The organism is Paenibacillus solani (genome assembly GCF_050475945.1).
Taxonomy (GTDB): domain Bacteria; phylum Bacillota; class Bacilli; order Paenibacillales; family Paenibacillaceae; genus Paenibacillus_AQ; species Paenibacillus_AQ solani_A.
The window spans coordinates 683,310-702,552 of the sequence record NZ_JBCMXJ010000015.1; the positions used below are offsets into that span (position 1 = coordinate 683,310).

20 protein-coding genes are annotated in these 19,243 nt (G+C 49.4%); 12 read left to right on the plus strand and 8 right to left on the minus strand.

Going from position 1 to position 19,243, the window contains the following annotated elements; all coding sequences use genetic code 11:
• Positions 1–98 precede the first annotated feature (98 nt).
• The 3 genes from ABEQ74_RS18090 (at position 99) to ABEQ74_RS18100 (ending at position 1,044) form a co-directional block, all read left to right on the plus strand.
• On the plus strand, positions 99–401 hold the full coding sequence (locus ABEQ74_RS18090; RefSeq protein ID WP_430123507.1) for a HesB/IscA family protein: 303 nt from the start codon (positions 99–101) through the stop codon (positions 399–401).
• 30 nt (positions 402–431) lie between these two features.
• Positions 432–656 (plus strand): DUF1450 domain-containing protein, encoded by a 225-nt coding sequence (locus ABEQ74_RS18095; RefSeq protein ID WP_430123508.1) that lies wholly within the window; start codon positions 432–434, stop codon positions 654–656.
• Positions 657–777: 121 nt separating this feature from the next.
• A complete protein-coding gene (locus ABEQ74_RS18100; RefSeq protein ID WP_430123509.1) occupies positions 778–1,044 on the plus strand; it encodes a hypothetical protein in 267 nt (88 codons plus the stop codon).
• Between the two features lie 136 nt (positions 1,045–1,180).
• Here the strand turns inward: ABEQ74_RS18100 and ABEQ74_RS18105 are convergent, their stop codons facing one another.
• Together ABEQ74_RS18105 and ABEQ74_RS18110 are read right to left on the minus strand one after the other, a co-directional pair.
• Entirely contained in the window at positions 1,181–3,175 is a 1,995-nt protein-coding gene (locus ABEQ74_RS18105; protein WP_430123510.1) for an LTA synthase family protein, read from the minus strand.
• 210 nt (positions 3,176–3,385) lie between these two features.
• Positions 3,386–4,537 carry a THUMP domain-containing class I SAM-dependent RNA methyltransferase gene (locus tag ABEQ74_RS18110; protein WP_430123511.1) on the minus strand — a complete coding sequence of 384 codons (1,152 nt, stop codon included), beginning with the start codon at positions 4,535–4,537 and terminating at the stop codon, positions 3,386–3,388.
• Positions 4,538–4,700: 163 nt separating this feature from the next.
• Here ABEQ74_RS18110 and ABEQ74_RS18115 point away from each other — a divergent pair, with 163 nt between their 5' ends.
• Positions 4,701–5,333: an O-methyltransferase gene (locus tag ABEQ74_RS18115; RefSeq protein ID WP_430123512.1), complete on the plus strand. Its 633-nt coding sequence runs from the start codon at positions 4,701–4,703 to the stop codon at positions 5,331–5,333.
• Between the two features lie 153 nt (positions 5,334–5,486).
• On the opposite strand, the gene ABEQ74_RS18120 is transcribed toward ABEQ74_RS18115, so the two are convergent.
• The gene (locus ABEQ74_RS18120; RefSeq protein ID WP_430123513.1) at positions 5,487–6,698 is read right to left on the minus strand and encodes an MFS transporter; all 1,212 of its coding nucleotides are present in this window, start codon (positions 6,696–6,698) and stop codon (positions 5,487–5,489) included.
• 237 nt (positions 6,699–6,935) lie between these two features.
• On the opposite strand from ABEQ74_RS18120, the gene hemE reads away from it, so the two are divergent.
• The 7 genes from hemE (at position 6,936) to taeA (ending at position 14,737) form a co-directional block, all read left to right on the plus strand.
• Positions 6,936–7,994, plus strand: a complete 1,059-nt coding sequence (hemE, locus tag ABEQ74_RS18125) for a uroporphyrinogen decarboxylase (protein ID WP_430123514.1) — start codon at positions 6,936–6,938, stop codon at positions 7,992–7,994.
• Between the two features lie 35 nt (positions 7,995–8,029).
• Entirely contained in the window at positions 8,030–8,971 is a 942-nt protein-coding gene (gene hemH, locus ABEQ74_RS18130) for a ferrochelatase (protein WP_430123516.1), read from the plus strand.
• A 162-nt stretch (positions 8,972–9,133) separates the two neighbouring features.
• Positions 9,134–10,450, plus strand: coding sequence for a CapA family protein (locus ABEQ74_RS18135; protein ID WP_430123517.1), 1,317 nt, complete (start codon positions 9,134–9,136; stop codon positions 10,448–10,450).
• 32 nt (positions 10,451–10,482) lie between these two features.
• The gene (locus ABEQ74_RS18140) at positions 10,483–11,256 is read left to right on the plus strand and encodes a glycerophosphodiester phosphodiesterase (protein WP_430123518.1); all 774 of its coding nucleotides are present in this window, start codon (positions 10,483–10,485) and stop codon (positions 11,254–11,256) included.
• A gap of 3 nt (positions 11,257–11,259) precedes the next feature.
• The gene (locus tag ABEQ74_RS18145; protein WP_430123519.1) at positions 11,260–11,883 is read left to right on the plus strand and encodes a fumarylacetoacetate hydrolase family protein; all 624 of its coding nucleotides are present in this window, start codon (positions 11,260–11,262) and stop codon (positions 11,881–11,883) included.
• 32 nt (positions 11,884–11,915) lie between these two features.
• On the plus strand, positions 11,916–12,722 hold the full coding sequence (locus ABEQ74_RS18150; RefSeq protein ID WP_430123520.1) for a DUF92 domain-containing protein: 807 nt from the start codon (positions 11,916–11,918) through the stop codon (positions 12,720–12,722).
• A 65-nt stretch (positions 12,723–12,787) separates the two neighbouring features.
• Positions 12,788–14,737, plus strand: coding sequence for an ABC-F type ribosomal protection protein TaeA (gene taeA / locus ABEQ74_RS18155; protein WP_430123521.1), 1,950 nt, complete (start codon positions 12,788–12,790; stop codon positions 14,735–14,737).
• A 134-nt stretch (positions 14,738–14,871) separates the two neighbouring features.
• On the opposite strand, the gene ABEQ74_RS18160 is transcribed toward taeA, so the two are convergent.
• The 5 genes from ABEQ74_RS18160 to ABEQ74_RS18180 all read right to left on the minus strand — a co-directional run bounded on the left by ABEQ74_RS18160 (position 14,872) and on the right by ABEQ74_RS18180 (position 18,816).
• Positions 14,872–15,906, minus strand: coding sequence for a M42 family metallopeptidase (locus ABEQ74_RS18160; protein WP_430123522.1), 1,035 nt, complete (start codon positions 15,904–15,906; stop codon positions 14,872–14,874).
• 59 nt (positions 15,907–15,965) lie between these two features.
• Positions 15,966–16,295, minus strand: a complete 330-nt coding sequence (locus ABEQ74_RS18165) for a LapA family protein (protein ID WP_430123523.1) — start codon at positions 16,293–16,295, stop codon at positions 15,966–15,968.
• Positions 16,296–16,403: 108 nt separating this feature from the next.
• Complete coding sequence (pepF, locus tag ABEQ74_RS18170; protein WP_430123524.1) at positions 16,404–18,194, minus strand: oligoendopeptidase F; 1,791 nt, start codon at positions 18,192–18,194, stop codon at positions 16,404–16,406.
• 202 nt (positions 18,195–18,396) lie between these two features.
• A complete protein-coding gene (locus ABEQ74_RS18175; protein WP_430123525.1) occupies positions 18,397–18,579 on the minus strand; it encodes a hypothetical protein in 183 nt (60 codons plus the stop codon).
• Between the two features lie 3 nt (positions 18,580–18,582).
• Complete coding sequence (locus ABEQ74_RS18180; protein WP_430123526.1) at positions 18,583–18,816, minus strand: hypothetical protein; 234 nt, start codon at positions 18,814–18,816, stop codon at positions 18,583–18,585.
• A gap of 197 nt (positions 18,817–19,013) precedes the next feature.
• On the opposite strand from ABEQ74_RS18180, the gene ABEQ74_RS18185 reads away from it, so the two are divergent.
• The gene (locus tag ABEQ74_RS18185; RefSeq protein ID WP_006211711.1) at positions 19,014–19,211 is read left to right on the plus strand and encodes a cold shock domain-containing protein; all 198 of its coding nucleotides are present in this window, start codon (positions 19,014–19,016) and stop codon (positions 19,209–19,211) included.
• Positions 19,212–19,243: the final 32 nt, after the last annotated feature.

Consider the following 19,243-nt stretch of genomic DNA (forward strand, 5'->3'; position numbering starts at 1 on the left):
ATTAATGCCAATCCGATATGGCGTGTGCCCTTGCGAAAAAGTCGACAGGGGTCTACAATAACATATTGAATGAATCATCCGTGAGGAGATGTATATACATGAAATGTAAAATAACCCGTAATGCGGCTAAGGTTATAAAGAGAGAATTGGACAAGGAAGAGAACAAGGGTAAGAAACTTCGCGTTCTGGTCACCCACGCTCATGGGGATCATGCCCACTACGGTCTTGATCTGGATACGCCTAAAGAAAACGATGTTGTGGTTTCCACCGATAAAGAGATCGATGTCATCCTGGAGGCGGGACAAGCCTTTTTGGACGGCGTCAAAATCGACTATCTCTATTTTCCTGAGGAAGGCTTTGTGATTACAAATCCGTCCCAAGGCAATCACGGCGACCACTAGGTTACTTCAGAATAAAGAGGGTATTAATTCATGGCTAATGATATACGCGTTTGCGAGAAGTGCAAACATACTAGATTGAAGTCTATCATCCCGAAAATCCAGAAAATGGCACCGGACGCCGACATCAAGGTCGGTTGTAAATCCTACTGTGGCCCTTGCGGCAAACGTGCATTTATTTATGTTAATGGCCGATATGTCAGTGCGCCTACAGAGGATGAAGTGCTGGAGAAAGCTAAACCGTTCATCAAAGGATGAGCCGTTAAGAAGCGCGTTAGAGAAGAATTCACAAAAAAACCTTCTAAGAGTATAGTTCCTGGCTCTGCCATCCATCCTAAGAGGGCAACAGGAACGACAACTTTAGAAGGGAGCATCCGTTATGAACAGTCATGATTCCAGTCTTCATTCCAACAGTCCCAGCAACAGTGCATTAGATTCCGTCGAGAAGCTGCATCGTGCCGTTTCATCGGCGATGTCTCATCCAACGGATCAGTTGATCCAGCAAGCAGAGAATTCGCTATCCCATACAGAGCGAGCGGTCGACCAGGTGACCGATCAGGCGAACCGGAATGCGGTGGAATTGGCTGAAGAATTGCTGGGGGAAGAGAAGGAACGACTGTCCAAGCTTCGTTCAAGTGATAAGTAGTTATATCCGTTGCAGCCCGTTCAAGAGCTTTTGAGCCTTTGAACGGGCTTTTTATTTGTATTTATTGTTGCAGGGTGTCCGATAGAGCCTTTAGTCGAAAATACCTGAGGGGAAGCCCTGTAAGGTACCCAACTTGTTATTTGGCTTCACCGAGCTTGCCGCCACCATCTGCTTTAAACTGCTTCAGCAAATCATATGTGATGACTTGGTCCGAGATCTTCAGCTCTTTCTGAGTCTCGTCATAACCTTCACGACATGCTTGAATGTCAGTGGGCTGGCGCGAAGTCAAATCGTAGCAAGTTCCGCCTTCCAGTCCTGCCGTTTCCGAAGGAAGGTAGAATACATTTTCATCGGAAAAAGCACCACTGCGCAGCGGGATCAGACGCGGACGCCCATCAAATAGCTGGCTTCCGATCCAGTAATACGGCTCTGATGACACACCGAGAAGATGGAGGATGCTCGGGGTCACATTCATCATGCCCGCGGCCTCGGGATATACTCCGGCATTCTCGCCATCAGGCAGGTGGATGAGCAAAGGCACTTGGTTCATGATTTGCTCCATGTCGAGGGCATTCAGCTTCCGTCCGAGAAATTTCTCATAGTCCGATTGATCCTTGATGGAATTATCATGGTCCCCATAAATGATCAGGATGGTGTTATCCCACAAGCCCTGTTGCTTCATTTGATCCACGAACTGGCCGAAAGCTTCGTCAACATAATGGATGGATTGCAAGTAGTTCCCGAATATCGTGCCTTCGAACTCCCCCGTATCCAGCTTGCGGCCATCCTTCGGCACGTAATACGGATGATGGCTCGTTAACGTAATCAGGAAGGAATAGAAGGGCTGCTGGATGTCCTTCATATAACTCAGTGATTGTGCAAAGAACGCCTTGTCACTCAGCGACCATCCCTGAACATCAGTCATCTCAAAGTCTTTCTTGCTGAAGAAACGGTCATACTTCATTTCCCGATACATCGTTGTTCGGTTCCAGAAGCTGCTGTCATAAGCATGAAAGGCATTAGCAGCATAGCCTTGCTCTTTCAAAATCTCCGGCAGGGTATCGTATTCGCGGTCGGCATATCGCGTAAACACCGAACCGGTGGGCAGGGGCAGCAGGGAACTGTGCGTGACAAAATCCGCATCGGATGTTCGTCCTTGTCCGGTTTGATGATAGAAATTGCTGAAGTACATGCTGTCTTTCATTAATCGGTTGAAGTTGGGAGTGATCTCCTGTCCCTCAATCGATTGGCCGATCACAAAATTCATGAAGGCTTCCGTCTGAATCATAATGACATTGCTACCTTTATACTTGCCGAACATAGCATCGGTACCGGCTGGCATAACACGTTTGGTATCAAACCATGCCTTAACCTGCTCGGTTTCTTCCTCAGCTAGCTTGGGCTGGCCCAATAGATGATCCCGGCCGTAACGGTACATATCATATCCATGGAAGCCGATCAGTCCCGTCACATTATAAAGCGTAATATTCCACCAATTGCCTTCAAAGAGACCGACCGCCCATGTATCTGATGCTCTCTTGATTGGAACAAAGGTCATGGCAATGCCAAGGATGAGAGCCAGCGTTCCTGTCACCAAGCGCCGAAGCACCCGTGTCCGCCGCTGCTGACGATATTCACCCGGGAGCCTATAGGCTATGGTGGCTGTATTCCGTTTGCGGAACACTATCGCGGCCGTAAACGGAACAATTGCAAGCCAATCAATAAAGAATAGCAGGTCGACGCCGTGAATCAGGGAACGGATGCTGTCCCCAAGCGATCCGACTTGCCCGGCCTGCATGAGCACAGGCACCGTGATGAAATCATCGAAGTACCGATAGTAGATCAGATCGGCGTATACGATCCCCGTCCAGACTAAATTTAATAAAGTTAATGATACCAGCCGGCCTCTTGCCGGAAGCCACAGGGTCCAGAAGGAGATCAACAGGAGCGACCCAACAGCAATCACATAGTCGGCCTGATCCAGCTTCATATTGGCAATATGGAGTTGATGATCCAGCATGAGCAGCTTGTACATCATGAGGATCAGGAATAGTGGATAGGCAGTGTACCGGTAATGCAATCCTTTGGAGACCCGGCTTCGGATATCAGTCCATGATGGCGATAAACGCACGAAGGCCATCCTCCTTTTCAACAGAATTTTCGAATTAAGTTCATTAGAGCGAAACCTACTTGATAGCTATAGCAAAACAAAATAATGCCATAATTCAAGCTGTGTTCTGCAAAATCTGATTTGTACGCTACTTATTATAGCTTGTCCGGATATGATTTCAAACGCCAGCCGAGCCCAAAAAGCCGCCCGAAGGCGGCATGGCATATCGCATTATTCTGTCACTGGTTTGTTGCGTGGAGGCAAGGGGCCGAGATATTGATAGTACTGGCATTCAATACGGCCATTAAACAATTTGCGGCGCTTGTCTGCTTTACGACCTAAGTAATGCTCAAACTGCTTGGTCGGACTAAGCGCGAAGAAGGACCAGGTTGGCAGAGAGTGCATGACGGATCCGATCTGCCTGATCAGACGTTCAACCTCTTCTTTCTCACTTAAGCGTTCGCCATAAGGGGGATTGGTAATGATGCAACCATAATCCCCTTCAGGGATGGCTTTGGCGGCAGGGAGAACCTTAAAGTCGATTTCGCCTGCGAGGCCGGCGCTCTTGGCTGCTGCCTTGGCAACCTCAATCGCTTTCGGATCAATATCACTTCCGGCAATATAAAGCGGAATATCATCCTTTACGGCATCAAAGGCTTCCTCGCGTGCCTCTTCCCAGCGTTGGTTACCGATGATGTCCCACTGCTCTGACGGAAACGAGCGGCGAAGTCCGGGAGCAATATTCCAGGCCATCATCGCGGCTTCGATCAGAATCGTTCCGGACCCGCAGCACGGGTCATACAGTGGGCGATGCGGGCCCCAGCGGCTTAGCTGCAGCAGAGCGGAAGCCATAGTTTCCTTGAGCGGAGCTTCCGTAACCAGCTTGCGGTAGCCGCGTTTATGCAGGGCAGGTCCCGTTGTATCGAGCGTCAATATAGCCCGATCCTTGAGCAGAGATACCTCGATTACATACCGTGGACCATCCTCGGGGAACCACTCGGTATGATGCGAGAGCTTCAGCTTCTCCACGATTGCTTTTTTTACGATGCCCTGACAGGCGGGAACACTGCTGAGCTGCGATTTATGGGAGCGTCCTTCCACAGGGAACTCGCCATCCGCCGGAATCCAATCTTCCCAAGGAAGTGCCTTTGTTCCTTCAAAGAGCTCATCGAAGGTGAGTGCCTTAAATTCTCCCATCTTAACGAGAATACGATCCGAGGTCCGGAGCCACAGATTGCAGCGGCAAATATCGATCAGGTCACCCGAAAAGGTAACTCTTCCATTCTCTACTTCCATGTCGGTATACCCGAGCTCCTTCAGCTCGCGGGCAACGACGGCTTCAAGCCCCATGGGGGCAGTCGCGATCAATTGTAATCGAGGCATTAACGATGTCAACTCCATTTAACATGTGTACGGCGATAGACGCCGCCAGTTTAATCTATATAGTATAGGCGATTGCATTGACTAAGACAATTATCATATGATAGTTCTCGTTAGGTTTAACGGGAAGAAATGATACATTGCCAAGAAGAAGGAGGCAGCCACAGTGCTTACGACCCCTGATGATTATGTTAACCAATTATACCCGGAGGATGAAGAGCTACAGCTTGTGCTTGAGGCTATCCGCGAGCAAGGAATGCCAGAAGTTTCAGTAGCACCGGCATACGGCCGACTGCTGACCATGCTGGTTCAGATGGCAGGCGCGCGGCATATTCTCGAAATCGGTGCACTTGGCGGTTATAGCGGCATCTGTCTGTGCCGGGGTCTTCCCGAGGACGGCAAGCTCACCTCCCTGGAACTGAAGGAAGAATACGCGGCACTGGCAGGCAGGCATCTGGAGAAGGCCGGATTCAAGGATCGGGTGGAATACCGAATCGGTCCAGCTGCGGATAGCTTATCGGCTTTGAAGCAGGAGGGGCGGAAATTCGATTTCTTCTTTATCGATGCGGATAAGGAGAATTATCCTGTATATCTGGACTATGCGATGGAACTTGCCAATCCAGGAGCCCTGATCGCAGGGGACAACTGCTTCTTGCGGGGCAGAACATTGAACTCGGAGAAGAACGGACCTTCCGTCCAGGCCGTGCGCCGTTTTAACGAGATCATTGCATCTGATGAGAGGCTTGTCAGCACGCTGCTGCCTGCCTATGACGGGTTGATTCTCGCCCGCGTGAAATAAGCTCATAATAACCATAAAGAGGGCTGTCCTTCGGGTCTATGGAAGACCACGGGACAACCCTCTTATTGGTTCATGATGAGATTGTGAGTCTAACTCTGAGCCTAAGCGTCGGGCGTACATCCTTATGTCACGAAAAGACAGGCGTCAGTCAGATTAACGGTATTTAGGTGAAGGGTGGTGGGAGAACAGCTTCCTTCTCACCCAAATCATATTGATGATCAGCAGGCAGCCTGACGTAATAAATAGTCCTTCGATTCCGATGAAGCCTGATAAAAAGCCGCCAATGACCGCACCCAGCATATTGCCAAGTGCAAGGGAGCTTGTGTTGAAGCCGAAGGAGCGGCTCTCCATGCCGTCCGGTGTATAGGAGCGAATCAGAGCGTTTACGCTGGGCAGTAAGCCGCCCATGAATACGCCCATCATAAAGCGTACAATGATTAACTGCCATACGGATTGAACAAAAGCCTGTGGTATCAGTGTAAGTCCCGTACCGATCAAGGCATACGTCAATATGCGATGGGCACCAACCTTATCGCTAAGTTTGCCGAGGATCGGGGAGGCAATCATATTCGACAGGCCTGTTACAGCGACAACGAAGCCGGCCCATATGGCAATGTCTGCCGCGGTTCCATGAAGCTTCTGAACATACAGAGGAAGCAGCGCCATGGGGCTGATCATAGCGAATTGAAGCAGGAATGTAACGGCGAATAGCGATGGCAGCTGTGGAATGTGGCTGAGCTCCTTAAGTCCCGCTATAACCGAAGGCTGAGGTAACTTTGCTGCTTGCTCGCGGTTGAAATTCTCTTTAACCAGAAACAAGGCGAGCAGCGAAGCCGCAAATATCAGTGCGCCAGTAATATAGAAGATGGGCCGGAATCCAACCCAGCTGGCCATAAGTCCGCCGATCAACGGACCGAGTATCGTGCCTGCAACTTGTCCGGATTGCATGATGCCCATAGCGAATCCCATGCGGTTCTTGGGTGTCGTACCCGATACGAGAGAGATCGCCGCGGGGTTAAATCCCGAAATCGTACCATTTAGAAGGCGCAACACGAGCAGATGCCACGGGTGGGTGGCAAAGCCCATGCAGGCAATGACAAGCGCCATACCGAAACCCGAGCGCAGCAGCATCAATTTACGACCGTATTTGTCTGCAACTTTGCCCCAGATTGGCTGAAAAATGAATGATGTCAGGAAATTGGCCGCGAATATCAATCCGGCCCATACTCCTATTTCCCGGTCCCCAACGACATTCAGATCTTGTGCCAAATATAATGTCAGGAACGGGGTAATCATGGTCATTCCCGAATTGACTAAGAATTGACCAAACCATAGCACAATGAGATTAATTTTCCATTTAGCCAATATGCCCTTCACTTCCTTTCTAAGCTGTCCGAGGCTGAATGAACCGGACGTATGAAAATTTGTCCTGAAAAAAAGCCGTTCTTTCAGTATAGCATATTTAAAAAATGCCAAAGGCCAACAATGTCATAAGATTGTCATGTGATTTTCATAGGATATCCATGTAAGGCAGTTGTTACTTACTTTTAAAAAGGGCATAATGATCTTTAAGAGACTTTTTATATTGATGGGGGCCTAATCATGACTTATAATGATCAGTTTATCCGTGCTTGCCGAAAGCAGGAGGTAAGCCACGTTCCTGTATGGTACATGCGACAAGCAGGACGCTACGACCCGGAGTATCGAAAGATCAAAGAAAAGTATTCATTACTTGAAATATGCAGTCAACCGGAGCTGGCGGCAGAAGTAACTTTGATGCCGGTACGCAAGCTCGGCGTCGATGCGGCTATTTTATATTCCGATATTATGAATCCTGTTGCCTCAATCGGGATAGACTTCGATATTGTGAAGAATATCGGTCCTGTGATTGACAATCCGATCCGATCGGCGGCGGATATTGAGAAGCTTCGTCCGATTGATGTGGAGGGGGATCTGGGACATGTCCTCGAGACCATCCGAATTTTGGACAAGGAGCTGGAAGTGCCTCTGATTACGTTCGCCGGGGCGCCCTTTACGATTGCGAGTTATCTCATTGAGGGAAGGCCATCCAAAAACTATCTCCGCACAAAAGAGCTTATGTACAGCGAGCCAAAGGTGTGGTTCTCGCTGATGGACAAGCTTGGTGACATGGTTATCGCTTATTTGCGTGCTCACGTTGCTAACGGCGGAAAAGCATTTCAATTGTTTGACAGCTGGGTGGGTGCGTTGTCTTCACAGGATTTCCAGACATACGTCCTTCCAACCATTAAACGCATCTTCTCAGAGCTTCAGGATCTGAACGTTCCGAAGATTTATTTCCCAGGCGTAAGCTCGGGGGAACTGCTGCCTACACTTACGGATCTCAGTGCAGATGTTATCGGTCTTGATTGGAGAGTGTCCATAACCGAAGGCCGCCGCCGTTTAGAGCATAAGTATGCCGTTCAGGGGAATCTGGACCCGACTGTTCTGACCGGTCCGATGACGGTCATTCAGCAGTATGCAAAGGACATCATTGATCAGGGAATCCAAGAGCCGGGCTTTGTATTTAATCTGGGACATGGCTTATTCCCAGAAGCTTCGCTCGAGAAGCTGCGTGATTTAACATCGTACATTCACGAATACTCCGCTCAAGTAATTAAGGCAGGAGCACAACGCTCGTAATTGGCGAATATTCTATTAGTCAGAGGTGAGACGGTATGAAGAACAAAATTGGTGTATTGGTAATGTCCTACGGCACACCTGAAAGCATGGAAGGAATCGAAAGCTATTACACACATATCCGCCGGGGAAATAAGCCGTCGGAGGAGCAACTCAAGGAACTGACTGACCGCTATGAGGCCATCGTGGGAGGCGTGTTTCCACTTCGTGCGAACACAGATCGGCAGGTACGTTCACTCCAGGATACCCTTAATGCGGATCCCCGAGCTATCGATCTTGAATTTGTATGCTATCAGGGATTGAAGCACGCAGCCCCATATATTGAAGATGGTGTTGAGCAGATGGTGAAGGATGGCATTAAGGAAGCTGTCGGTATCGTGCTGGCTCCTCATTACTCCACCATGAGCATCGGCTCCTATGTGAAGCGCGCTCAGGCTAAAGCGGATGAACTGGGACTGGAAATTTCGTTCGTGGAGAGCTATCACATTCATCCAAAACTGATCGAGGCTTTTGCAGACCGGGTGTCTGCCAAGCTGAATCAATTCGAGGAGGCTGGAGCTGATCGGGACAGCGTGAGAGTATTATTCAGTGCTCACAGCTTGCCAGAGCGTATTTTGTCAATCGGCGATCCTTATCAGGATCAACTGCTTGAGACATCCAAAGCCGTAGCCGAGAAGGCAGGTTTGAAACAGTGGCAGTTCACTTGGCAAAGCGCCGGACGGACGGCTGAGCCTTGGCTTGGTCCCGATATCCTGGATACGCTGCAAACGCTGAATAAGGAAGAACAGGTAGAGGATGTTCTGGTTGCGCCTGTTGGCTTCGTCTCCGATCATCTGGAAGTGCTCTATGATCTGGATATCGAGGCTAAGAGCATTGCGAAGGAAATGGATATGCGGCTTGAACGCATTGACTCCCTGAACAGTGATCCGCTTTACATGGAAGCACTCAGTGATTCCGTGATCACCTTGATTGGTTTGTGAACGCGTTATACTACATCCAAGCATGAATAGAAGCGGTACCTAGAACTCCCCGGCAACGGGGGGTTCTATTCTTTACCTGGAAGCTGGTATAATGGGAGAAGTGAATCATAACGTGAATTATTATTAGTTTAATAAGCGAATAAGTAAATAGAGGAGTGACCTATGCAACTGTCACGATCAGAGAAGAGCAAAGCTGAGAAGAAGGTACGTAAGCAGAAGACCGGCCAGATCTGGATGATTCTAAACGTATGCCTGATTATTTTGATTGCTGCTTTGCTAGTCTATCATTTTAAGTTTAGAGAAGATCCGCTGCAGCAAACGGCCTCCTTGCCAGGTATGCCGGACTTTGTTATGGAAGAAACTCATGCGGATAGTCCGGATACCGAACACCAAACGGACGGTGAGGGAACCAATCCAGATCCGGCGAAGCCAACCGGAGACGACGAGTCTTCAGATCCCGATATATCCGGACAGGAAGACGATAGAGCGGATGAAGCTGTCGATCCCGATGGATCGAAGCGGGTGGTCATGCATTTTGCCGGCGATACCTTATTCTCTGGCAAGGTGGGGGAACTGCTTAAGAAGCAAGGGTATGATTATCCATATGAGCACTTGGGTTCTATGTTTCTGGAGGATGATCTTACCGTGCTGAATCTGGAAACCCCGGTTACGACGGGAGGCGTTGGCGCGGCCAATAAACAATTTGTGTTCAAGTCCTCCCCGGATGTACTTCTAGCTATGCGGGAAGCAGGCGTAGAGGCTGTGAATCTGGCTAACAATCATATCCTGGACCAAGGCCAGGAAGGGCTGCTGGATACGTTGAAACATTTGCAGGACCAAGGTATTCGGTACGTAGGAGCCGGCCGGAATGAGGAAGAGGCCTTTAAGGCTCAGTATTTCGAGCTCCAAGGTATGACGGTTGCTTTACTCGGGTTTAGCCGGGTCCTTCCAGAGACGTCCTGGTATGCGCTCGAGAACAGGCCGGGGGTAGCCGGGGCATATGATCATGTGCTGCCTAAGGCGGTTGAAGCTATCCGGGAGGCTCGGTCCAAGGCTGATCTGGTGGTCGTCATTGCGCATTGGGGAGAAGAGCTGCACAAGACGCCGAATGGCCATCAGATCAATCTGTCACGCGCATTTATCGACGGCGGGGCTGACCTGATTATCGGCGGGCATCCGCATGTGCTGCAAGGATTGGAGCAGTACAAAGGCAAGTGGATTGCTTACAGCACCGGTAATTTCATTTTTACCAAATCTTCGAATGCCGATACATGGAAAACAGCGGTTTTCCGAGCTTCATGCAGTAAGGAAGGAGACTGCGATCTGCAGCTGACCCCTTACCGGACGGAGATCGGGAAGGTTATTCCACTGGAAGGAGAAGAAGCGGTTTCTGTGCTTAAAGAGGTGCAGAAACGTTCTATCGGTGGTGTCAAAATAACGGAGACTGGGGAAGTTATATCAGGAAAACCAACGGACTAATTCATGAACAGTGACAGCAAGGAGGTTCCACCATGGACAATTTATGTGTGGCGCACCGCGGCTTTTCCGCAAAAGCACCTGAAAACACGCGCACAGCGATTCAGATGGCGATGGATGAGCCTTTTGTGCAGTGGATGGAAATTGATGTGCAGTTGACTCGGGACGGGGTCCCTGTCGTGATTCATGACTATAGCGTAGATCGAACGACGAGCGGGAAAGGCAAGGTCAAGGATCTGACCTGGCAGCAAATCCGGAGAATGGATGCCGGTGAATGGAAAGGACGCCAGTTCAGGGGAGAGCAGGTTCCTTCACTGGATGAGGTGCTGCAGCTTGTCAAGGGACGATTGAAGCTTAATATCGAGCTGAAAACGAGCGGAAATATGTATCCTGGCCTCGAGGAGGCTGTGCTGGAACGGATTCATGCCCATCGGATGCTTTCGGATGTTGTACTCACTTCGTTTGAGGCAAAAGCTTTAATTAAAGCAAAGGAATTGGATTCGGATGTGAATACAGGGCTTATCATTGATGCCCATCCACGTAATCTTTTGGCAAGATTAAAGCAAATGAAATGTTCTTTTTTATCGATTGGATTCTCTCACCTTGATGCGGCTTTCGCGTCGGATCTGGTGAAGAACGGTATTACGCCTATGGCTTGGACAGTGGACGATGCGAAGAGCATGAAGTCCCTGGCCAGAATGAATCCGGCTATTATGATCTGCACGAATCGGCCGGATACATGGGGTCAGACCTTTATTCATAAAATTGCACCCAAGGTTCCATTCTGGAGAAGAAAATGGAGGTTTTAATATATGTGCGCCTTAGTAAATAACGTTTATTGTGTAGGCCGTAATTATCGACTGCATGCCGAGGAGCTTGGCAATGCCGTTCCTGAAGAGCCGATGATCTTTCTGAAGCCTTCGCATGCCGTTGTTCCGATGAACGGCAGTGTCCTCAAGCTGCCTATGGACCGCGGCAGTCTGCATTTCGAAGGAGAGCTTGTCATTCAGCTGGCGGAGGATTATGCTCCCGGAAAAAGTGTAGACGAGCTTGTAAAAACGATGGCACTTGGCATTGATTTCACACTGCGTGATGTTCAATCAGCCATTAAAGCGAAGGGGCATCCATGGACAGCGGCCAAAGCGTTTAAATCTTCTGCGCCGCTTACACCATCCATCGCCTTCCCGGGGACAGCGGAGCTTGCGGATGTTGATTTTACGGTATGGAAGAACGGCCAGGTGGTCCAGCGGGGGAATGTGAAGGATATGATCTTCTCCCTTCAGCGTATCATTGATTATATAGGCGAGAACTATGGTCTCGGTAAAGGCGATTTGATCTTCACGGGTACCCCGGCTGGTGTAGGACCAACGGAATCCGGCGATGTATTTGAGCTCTACTGGGGCGATGTACGTCTGGGGCGCTGCGAAATCGGGTAATCCGGCATGCTTTATTATGGGAGGGATCATGGATGGATTGGCTGATCGGTGCGGCAGGTGCCATCATCGTGGCAGGTGCCGCTTATAGGAAACGATCATTATCGGGTTCGGGAGCCGCAGCCGCTATTCTGATGGGGACTATATACTACGGAGCAGGGAACTTGTTTTGGTTCGGAACCCTGCTTCTTTTTTTCATCACATCTACACTGCTTTCCCGCTATGGAAAAAAACGTAAGGCAGATTTGGAGAAATCCTATGCCAAGACGGGCCGGCGGGATGCTGGACAAGTATTCGCCAATGGAGGAATTGGTATGGTGCTGTGCCTATTAAATGCATGGTCACCATCTGATCTCTGGGTATTTCTGTTTATAGGTGTTATGGCTACGGTAACGGCCGATACCTGGGCCACGGAGCTTGGCAGCCTTAGCCGGAAGCCACCGCGCTCCGTCCTAAACGGCAAGGTACTGATTGCCGGGGAATCCGGCGGCGTCTCCTGGTTCGGCTCTACGGCCGCAGCGGCAGGGAGCATTCTGATTGGGGCGGGCGGATGGTTACTTGCAGAATGGAGCGGTATAGAAGCAGAATTATTACCGTATGTTCTGGCAGCTCTTGCGGGCGGATTGGTTGGTGCTTTTGCCGATTCGTACCTTGGTGCGACCTTACAAGTGATGTATCGCTGCCGGGTCTGCGGTAAGTCGGTGGAGGTATCTCAGCACTGCAGCGAAGCTACCGAGCGTACACGCGGGTATTTCTGGATGTCCAATGATGCGGTTAATCTGATCAGTTCACTTCTCGGCGGCGCGGCGGCTTATGGGATTGCCGTACTGATTGCGTTATAATATATCCATCTTGCCAATGAACGAGCGATCAACGAAATCTATAGATGTAAGTAGGGATCATAACAATGAATATTTTGACCGTCGAACAGGTTACAAAAACTTATGGTGACAAAATTCTGTTTCAAGATGCGTCCTTCGGAATGGAGGATCAGGATAAAATCGGTATAATCGGCGTAAATGGTACAGGAAAATCGACATTCCTGCGCGTCATTGCAGGGCTCGAGCCGTCCGACTCTGGGAAAATATCGATGGGCAATCGCATCCGGGTGCGTTATCTGGCACAAAATCCGGAGTTTGACTCGGATAAAACCGTCCTGCAGCAGGTGTTCGAAGGCGATCTGCCGGAGATGAAGGCGGTGCGGGAGTATACCGAAACGATGGAACTGCTGGAGCTGAATCCGAGTCATGAGGAGCTGCAGCAGAAACTGCTGAAGCTCAATCAAACGCTGGATACGCTGCAGGCGTGGCAGCTGGAGAGCGATGCAAAAACCATCCTGTCCAAGCTGGGAATTCGGAATTACGAGGCGAAGATGGGGACGCTGTCTGGCGGCCAGCGTAAACGGGTGGCGTTAGCCGCCGCCTTGATACAGCCTTCCGATCTGCTTATATTAGACGAGCCAACGAACCATATCGACAATGAATCTGTCGCCTGGCTGGAGCAATATTTGCAAAAGCGGCGCGGCGCCCTGCTCATGATTACGCATGATCGGTATTTTCTCGACCGGGTAGCTAATGTCATGCTGGAGCTGGATCATGGACGGCTGTTCCGATATGAAGCGAATTACAGCCGATTCCTGGAGCTGAAGGCAGAACGCGAGGAGCGTGAAGCCGCTTCTGAGCAAAAACGCCAGAATTTGCTGCGCAGCGAGCTGGCCTGGATTCGCAGAGGCGCAAAAGCCCGCACGACCAAGCAGAAGGCGAGGATTGAACGCTTCGAGAAACTCAAGGATCAGGAGATCGTGCACAGCTCGGGAGAACTGGACGTTTCGGTCGCTTCTACTCGACTAGGACGCAAAATTCTGGAGATCGAAGGTCTCCGGAAGAAGGTCGACGATAAAGTATTAATTCAGGACCTTTCTTACATCGCTGTTCCCGAAGACCGCATTGGTATCGTAGGCCCGAACGGTAGCGGCAAATCTACGCTGCTCAATCTGATTGCAGGAAGACTTCAGCCTGATGGCGGGGAAGTTATACTCGGACCGACAGTCAAGCTCGGTTACTTTACGCAGGAGCATCAGGAGATGGATGGCAGTCAGCGTGTGATTGAATATATCAAGGATGAAGCAGAGGTAGTACGTACGGCAGACGGTTCGGCGATTACCGCGGCCCAGATGCTGGAGCGCTTCCTGTTTCCGCCCGCACTGCAATGGACGCCGATTGCGAAGTTGTCCGGAGGCGAGAAGCGCAGGCTGTATCTGCTGCGAGTGCTGATGAGTGCACCGAATGTGCTGCTGCTTGATGAGCCGACCAATGATCTGGATATTCAGACATTGTCCGTTCTGGAGCAGTATTTGGATGAGTTTCCGGGCGTCTGCATTGTGGTGTCCCATGACCGGTTCTTCCTGGATCGAACGGTGGACAAAATTATGGCGTTTGAGGGGAATGGACATATCCGTGTCCATGTCGGATCTTACAGCGAATATGCGGAATGGATGCAGCGTCATGGCGGAGAAGCTGCCGGGAGCAAGACGGAAGCCTCCGGGCCCAAATCTTCTTCGGGGAGCAATGGAGGCACAGGCTCAGGCAGCGGTTCGGCACAGGAAGCCCCACGAGAGCGCTTGAAATTCAGCTATAAAGAACAGCGGGAGTATGAACAGATAGATGGTCTCATCGAATCCGCAGAGGGCAAGCTGGCATCGATTCAATCCGAGATGGAGACTGCTGGCAGCGATGCAGCTCGGCTTCAGGAGCTGATGAAGGCTCAAGAGGAAACGGAAGCTGAGCTGGAGCATCTCATGGAGCGTTGGACTTATCTGAATGAGCTCGCGGAGAAAATTGAGCAGAGCAAGAAATGATAATCATTACGCGATCCATATAACTGAATAATAAAGGGGCATCCCCAGGCAGAGTATAATGCCTTGTCGGGACGCCCCTTTTTGTTAAGTTATAAGATGTTTAAGCTTTCAGTGTATGTTGTTCAAGAAAGTTTTTATCTGACGTAGGCTGCCAGCAGCTTGACGGTATTAAGAACCGCTTGTTTATGGGTTCTTTCCATGGCATGGGATGCGTGAACACCGGGACCGATCAGTGCGGCCTTGATGTTGTTGCCAGCGGAGAGCGCCGCGGAGGCATCAGAACCGTAATGAGGATAGACATCCACTGCATAAGCTATGCCTTCGCTTTCGGCTAGCTCGATCAAACGGCTGGTCATGTCATAGTCATAGGGACCGGATGAATCCTTCGCGCAGATGGATACATCGGTTTCCTTGCAGCTCAGGTCATCGCCGATGCAGCCCATATCGACAGCAATCATTTCATTGATATCGGCAGGAATGTAGGCTGCGCCATGCCCTACTTCTTCATAGTTCGAGATAAGAAGCTTTACATTGTGTTTAGGTTTCCAGTTATCCCGCTTCATGCTTTCGAGCAAGCCGAAGAGTGCGGCAACGCTGGCTTTGTCATCCAGATGGCGAGATTTGATGTAACCGCTTGGTGTAATAACTGCGCGTGCATCGAAAGAGACGTAATCTCCAACCCCAATGCCGAGTTTCTTCACATCATCGGCCGATTCCACCAATTCGTCGATCCGGACCTCCATATGGGCTTCCTGGCGCTTGAAATCGCGTGCATCGCTGTAGACGTGAACGGAAGGATGCGTGGACAGGATGGTACCCGTATATTTCTTGCCGCTGCGGGTATGGATAATGCAGTATTCATTCTCAATACTGTTCATCATGTATCCGCCAATGGAGGTAAGGCGTAGCGTACCCTCTGTTTTTACGGCACGAACCATTGCGCCAAGCGTGTCCACATGGGCGCTCAGACCAATCGTGCGGCTGCTGTCTTGTCCGGGTACGGACAGAATGGCACCGCCTTTTTCATTCCATTCGAGCGAAACATCAAGCGCTGTGGCTTCCTGCTCAACCCGCTTCATAATGTCATGCGTATATCCAGTTGGGCTCGGTGTATCCAGCAGTTCTTTTAACAGATCCAGTATATAGGTTTCGTTCGGTTGTGTAGTCATTGTGATGTTATACCTCCTAGATTCGGTTCACTTCATTCATGATGGCTATAGACTTCCATCTACGGTTCCACCGGCATGTCCTGCTGCTCTTTTTTCTTTTCCTCTTTGGCGGCTTGCACTTCAGGTGTGTATCCCGTTGCTTGACGGATATGTATAAGTTGCTCTGCCAACGAACGGATTTCCTTCTGCATTTGGTACTGGCGGTAAATGCCGAAAGTTCCGACAATCAGTCCTCCGATCAAGGAGCATCCGATAATCAGCAGAATAAGGGGTACGTTAACGGTTCCGAATAACAGATTTACTGAAACCGGATTGACATTGATTACTGCAAAAACAGCTGTAATCAGGGCAAACAATAAGGCTGCGATTAATGACCATTGAATTTTCATGGGGAATACCTCCTTCCTCCAAACAGTATAAAATCCCTTGCCTGTAAAGGGCAAGGGATTTTATTCCACTGGTCAATTTGAGAGCGTAATATCTTGCTGTTGCGGTGTTTATTTCGTCAATTGCTCCATTTGACGGATGATATCTTCAAATACACTCATAGCCTCGCGGATCGGCTCTGGAGAAGACATATCCACGCCAGCTTTTTTAAGGATGTTGATCGAATAGTCGCTGCCGCCGCTCTTCAGGAAGCCAAGATAACGATCGACAGCCGGCTGGCCTTCCTCGAGAATCTGCTTGGAGAAGCTTGTTGCAGCCGAGAAGCCGGTTGCGTATTTGTATACGTAGAAGCTGTTGTAGAAATGGGGAATACGAGCCCATTCCATTCCGATCTCCTTGTCGACCTGCATACCTTTGCCGTGATACTTCACATTCAGCTCATAATAGATGTCGGAAAGATCCTGAGCCGTCAGGGATTCTCCGCTCTCCGCACGTTCATGAACGATCTTCTCGAACTCGGCAAACATCGTTTGACGGAATACCGTGGTCCGGAATTGATCGGCATAGTAGGTAAGCAGGTACATTTTCTGCTTCGGATCCTTGGCATTTTTCAATAAGTAATCCATCAGCAGCGCCTCGTTCGTGGTGGATGCCACCTCAGCGAGGAAGATGGTATACTGTGCATCGCGATATTTCAGTGCATTGTCAGAATAGTAGGAGTGAAGAGCATGACCCATCTCATGAGCAAGGGTGAACATGCTGTTCAGATTATCTTTATGGTTCAGCAGCACATAAGGGTGGGTGCCGTAAGCGCCCCAGCTATATGCGCCAGTCCGTTTGTTCTCGTTCTCATAGACGTCAATCCAGCCGTTGTCATACCCTTCTTGCAGGCTGTTCAAATAGTTTTCACCAAGCGGCGTAAGACCTTCCTTGGTCATTTGCTTCGCTTCTTCGTAAGTGATATCCCACTTATACTCTTCGACGAGTGGCGCGAATAAATCATACATGTGAAGCTCATCTACACCCAGCAGCTTCTTGCGAAGCTCCATGTAGCGGTGGAGGAGAGGCAGGCTCTCATGAATCGTATCGATCAGGTTCGTGTAGACTTCCTTCGGAATGTTGTCGCCATAAAGGGCCATTTCCAGAACGGAAGGGTACTTGCGAACACGAGAGTAGAAAATATTCTTGTTGATATTGGCATTCAGCGTAGCCGCAATCGTGTTTTTTTGCTTGCCATAGGTTTCGTACACGGCTTTGAAGGCACGCTCGCGAACCTCGCGGTTCGGGCTTTCCAGGAATTGAATGTAGTTGCCGTGCGTGAGTTCAACTTCTTTGCCATCTTCGTTTGTGATTTTCGGGAACTTCATATCCGCATTGTTCAGCATGCCGAAAATGGTCTGCGGGGCAGAGGAGAGGTTGCCGACTTGGGCCAGCAGCGCTTCTTCCGTTTTGGACAGTACATGCGCTTTCTCCCGCTTCATTTCGGTCAGCGTGAATTTGAAATCCTGAAGTGAAGGATCATCAATCAGTTTGTCTAGCTCTGCTTCAGACAAGGATAGAATTTCCGGCGTGATGAAGGAAAGAGCTTCTCCAGCCTCCACATTCAATTTTTTGGCCTTGGCAGACAGTGCTTGATATGTAGGGTTTGCTGTATCCTCATCATGATGCATATGAGCATACACATATAGACGCTCCGCGTTATATGAAATTTCGTCTTCAAGCTCGAAGCAGGCTTTAATGGAAGCTGCGTTGTTTAGCTTTCCTTGATAATCGGCTGCACGTTTCAGGAGATTCTTTAATTCGGCAAAGCTCTCGTCCCAAGCCTTCTGATCAGCGAACATATCCTCAAGCTTCCATTGATGTTCTTTAGGTACATCTGCGCGTTTTAACAATTGTTCCATGGAAATCCTCCTTGAAAGATAATTATTGGTTGAAGTCCGGGTATCTTTGGATAAAACTTCGGAGCGGGTAGTAGAAACAGCGGTTAGGCAGATTGCTAATGTAATACAGAGCACCCTGGCGCCTCGCATGGCAATGACCTCCTCGAATTGAAGCATCCGAGCGATAGTATGCCGCGTACCCGTTCCTTTCATGCTCTTTAATTTAAGAGGAACCCGGATTCAGGAAACTGTATACAATAAGGAAAAAGGCAAACAGGATGAAGGCGACGGCAATCAGGGCCATACCTCTCCTCAGTCTAGGTGGTATTTTCTCACGGTACATGATCATGATGGCACCGAGACTGAAGGCGAGAATAATAAAGATCACAATATTCGTATAATCCATAACTTACACCTGCTTAAAGGCAGTCATCATTTCTCTCCACTCGTCTTCCCGTCCTTCGAAATCTGCTTTGGGAAAACGGTTTTGAGCCCAATGCATTAAAGCTGGCCGACTCATGAAGGTATGTGTTTCCTCACCCCATTGGTCAGAAATTTCGCGGAGAACAATGTAGCGGCCCTGCACTTCGACCGTCATCATATTCCACTTGTCTTTTTTGTATATTTCATGTTTTTTGATCATATGCATTCTCCGTTTGCTACTTAGGCTTTTGGGTAAATGATAACGCACTCAGAGGCTTAAAAGCAAATAATCTTCCGATTAATATTGCGGTTTAAAAAAAGCCCCACAGGGTGATTTGACGGATTGCATTGTTGGAAAACATGGGATATAATATGGATATTCGCCATAGATGGCGGTATTTTTAGGAGGTTGTTCATTTGAAAGGTACAGTTAAATGGTTTAACGCAGAAAAAGGCTATGGCTTCATTTCCGTTGAAGGTGGCGAGGATGTATTCGTACACTTCTCCGCAATCCAAGAAGAAGGCTTCAAGAGTTTGGAAGAAGGCCAAGCGGTAGAATTCGACATTACTGAAGGTAACCGTGGTCCTCAAGCAGCCAACGTAACAAAACTGTAAGTTAGCTCCAGACCGGAGATCTTATAGAATTA

Coding starts and splice junctions, on each gene's coding strand:
- ABEQ74_RS18090 (WP_430123507.1), top strand. CDS start 99: ATGAAATGTAAAATAACCCGTAATGCGGCTAAGGTTATAAAGAGAGAA.
- ABEQ74_RS18095 (WP_430123508.1), top strand. CDS start 432: ATGGCTAATGATATACGCGTTTGCGAGAAGTGCAAACATACTAGATTG.
- ABEQ74_RS18100 (WP_430123509.1), top strand. CDS start 778: ATGAACAGTCATGATTCCAGTCTTCATTCCAACAGTCCCAGCAACAGT.
- ABEQ74_RS18110 (WP_430123511.1), bottom strand. CDS start 4,537: ATGCCTCGATTACAATTGATCGCGACTGCCCCCATGGGGCTTGAAGCC.
- hemE (WP_430123514.1), top strand. CDS start 6,936: ATGACTTATAATGATCAGTTTATCCGTGCTTGCCGAAAGCAGGAGGTA.
- hemH (WP_430123516.1), top strand. CDS start 8,030: ATGAAGAACAAAATTGGTGTATTGGTAATGTCCTACGGCACACCTGAA.
- ABEQ74_RS18135 (WP_430123517.1), top strand. CDS start 9,134: ATGCAACTGTCACGATCAGAGAAGAGCAAAGCTGAGAAGAAGGTACGT.
- ABEQ74_RS18140 (WP_430123518.1), top strand. CDS start 10,483: ATGGACAATTTATGTGTGGCGCACCGCGGCTTTTCCGCAAAAGCACCT.
- ABEQ74_RS18145 (WP_430123519.1), top strand. CDS start 11,260: ATGTGCGCCTTAGTAAATAACGTTTATTGTGTAGGCCGTAATTATCGA.
- ABEQ74_RS18150 (WP_430123520.1), top strand. CDS start 11,916: ATGGATTGGCTGATCGGTGCGGCAGGTGCCATCATCGTGGCAGGTGCC.
- taeA (WP_430123521.1), top strand. CDS start 12,788: ATGAATATTTTGACCGTCGAACAGGTTACAAAAACTTATGGTGACAAA.
- ABEQ74_RS18160 (WP_430123522.1), bottom strand. CDS start 15,906: ATGACTACACAACCGAACGAAACCTATATACTGGATCTGTTAAAAGAA.
- ABEQ74_RS18165 (WP_430123523.1), bottom strand. CDS start 16,295: ATGAAAATTCAATGGTCATTAATCGCAGCCTTATTGTTTGCCCTGATT.
- pepF (WP_430123524.1), bottom strand. CDS start 18,194: ATGGAACAATTGTTAAAACGCGCAGATGTACCTAAAGAACATCAATGG.
- ABEQ74_RS18175 (WP_430123525.1), bottom strand. CDS start 18,579: ATGGATTATACGAATATTGTGATCTTTATTATTCTCGCCTTCAGTCTC.
- ABEQ74_RS18180 (WP_430123526.1), bottom strand. CDS start 18,816: ATGATCAAAAAACATGAAATATACAAAAAAGACAAGTGGAATATGATG.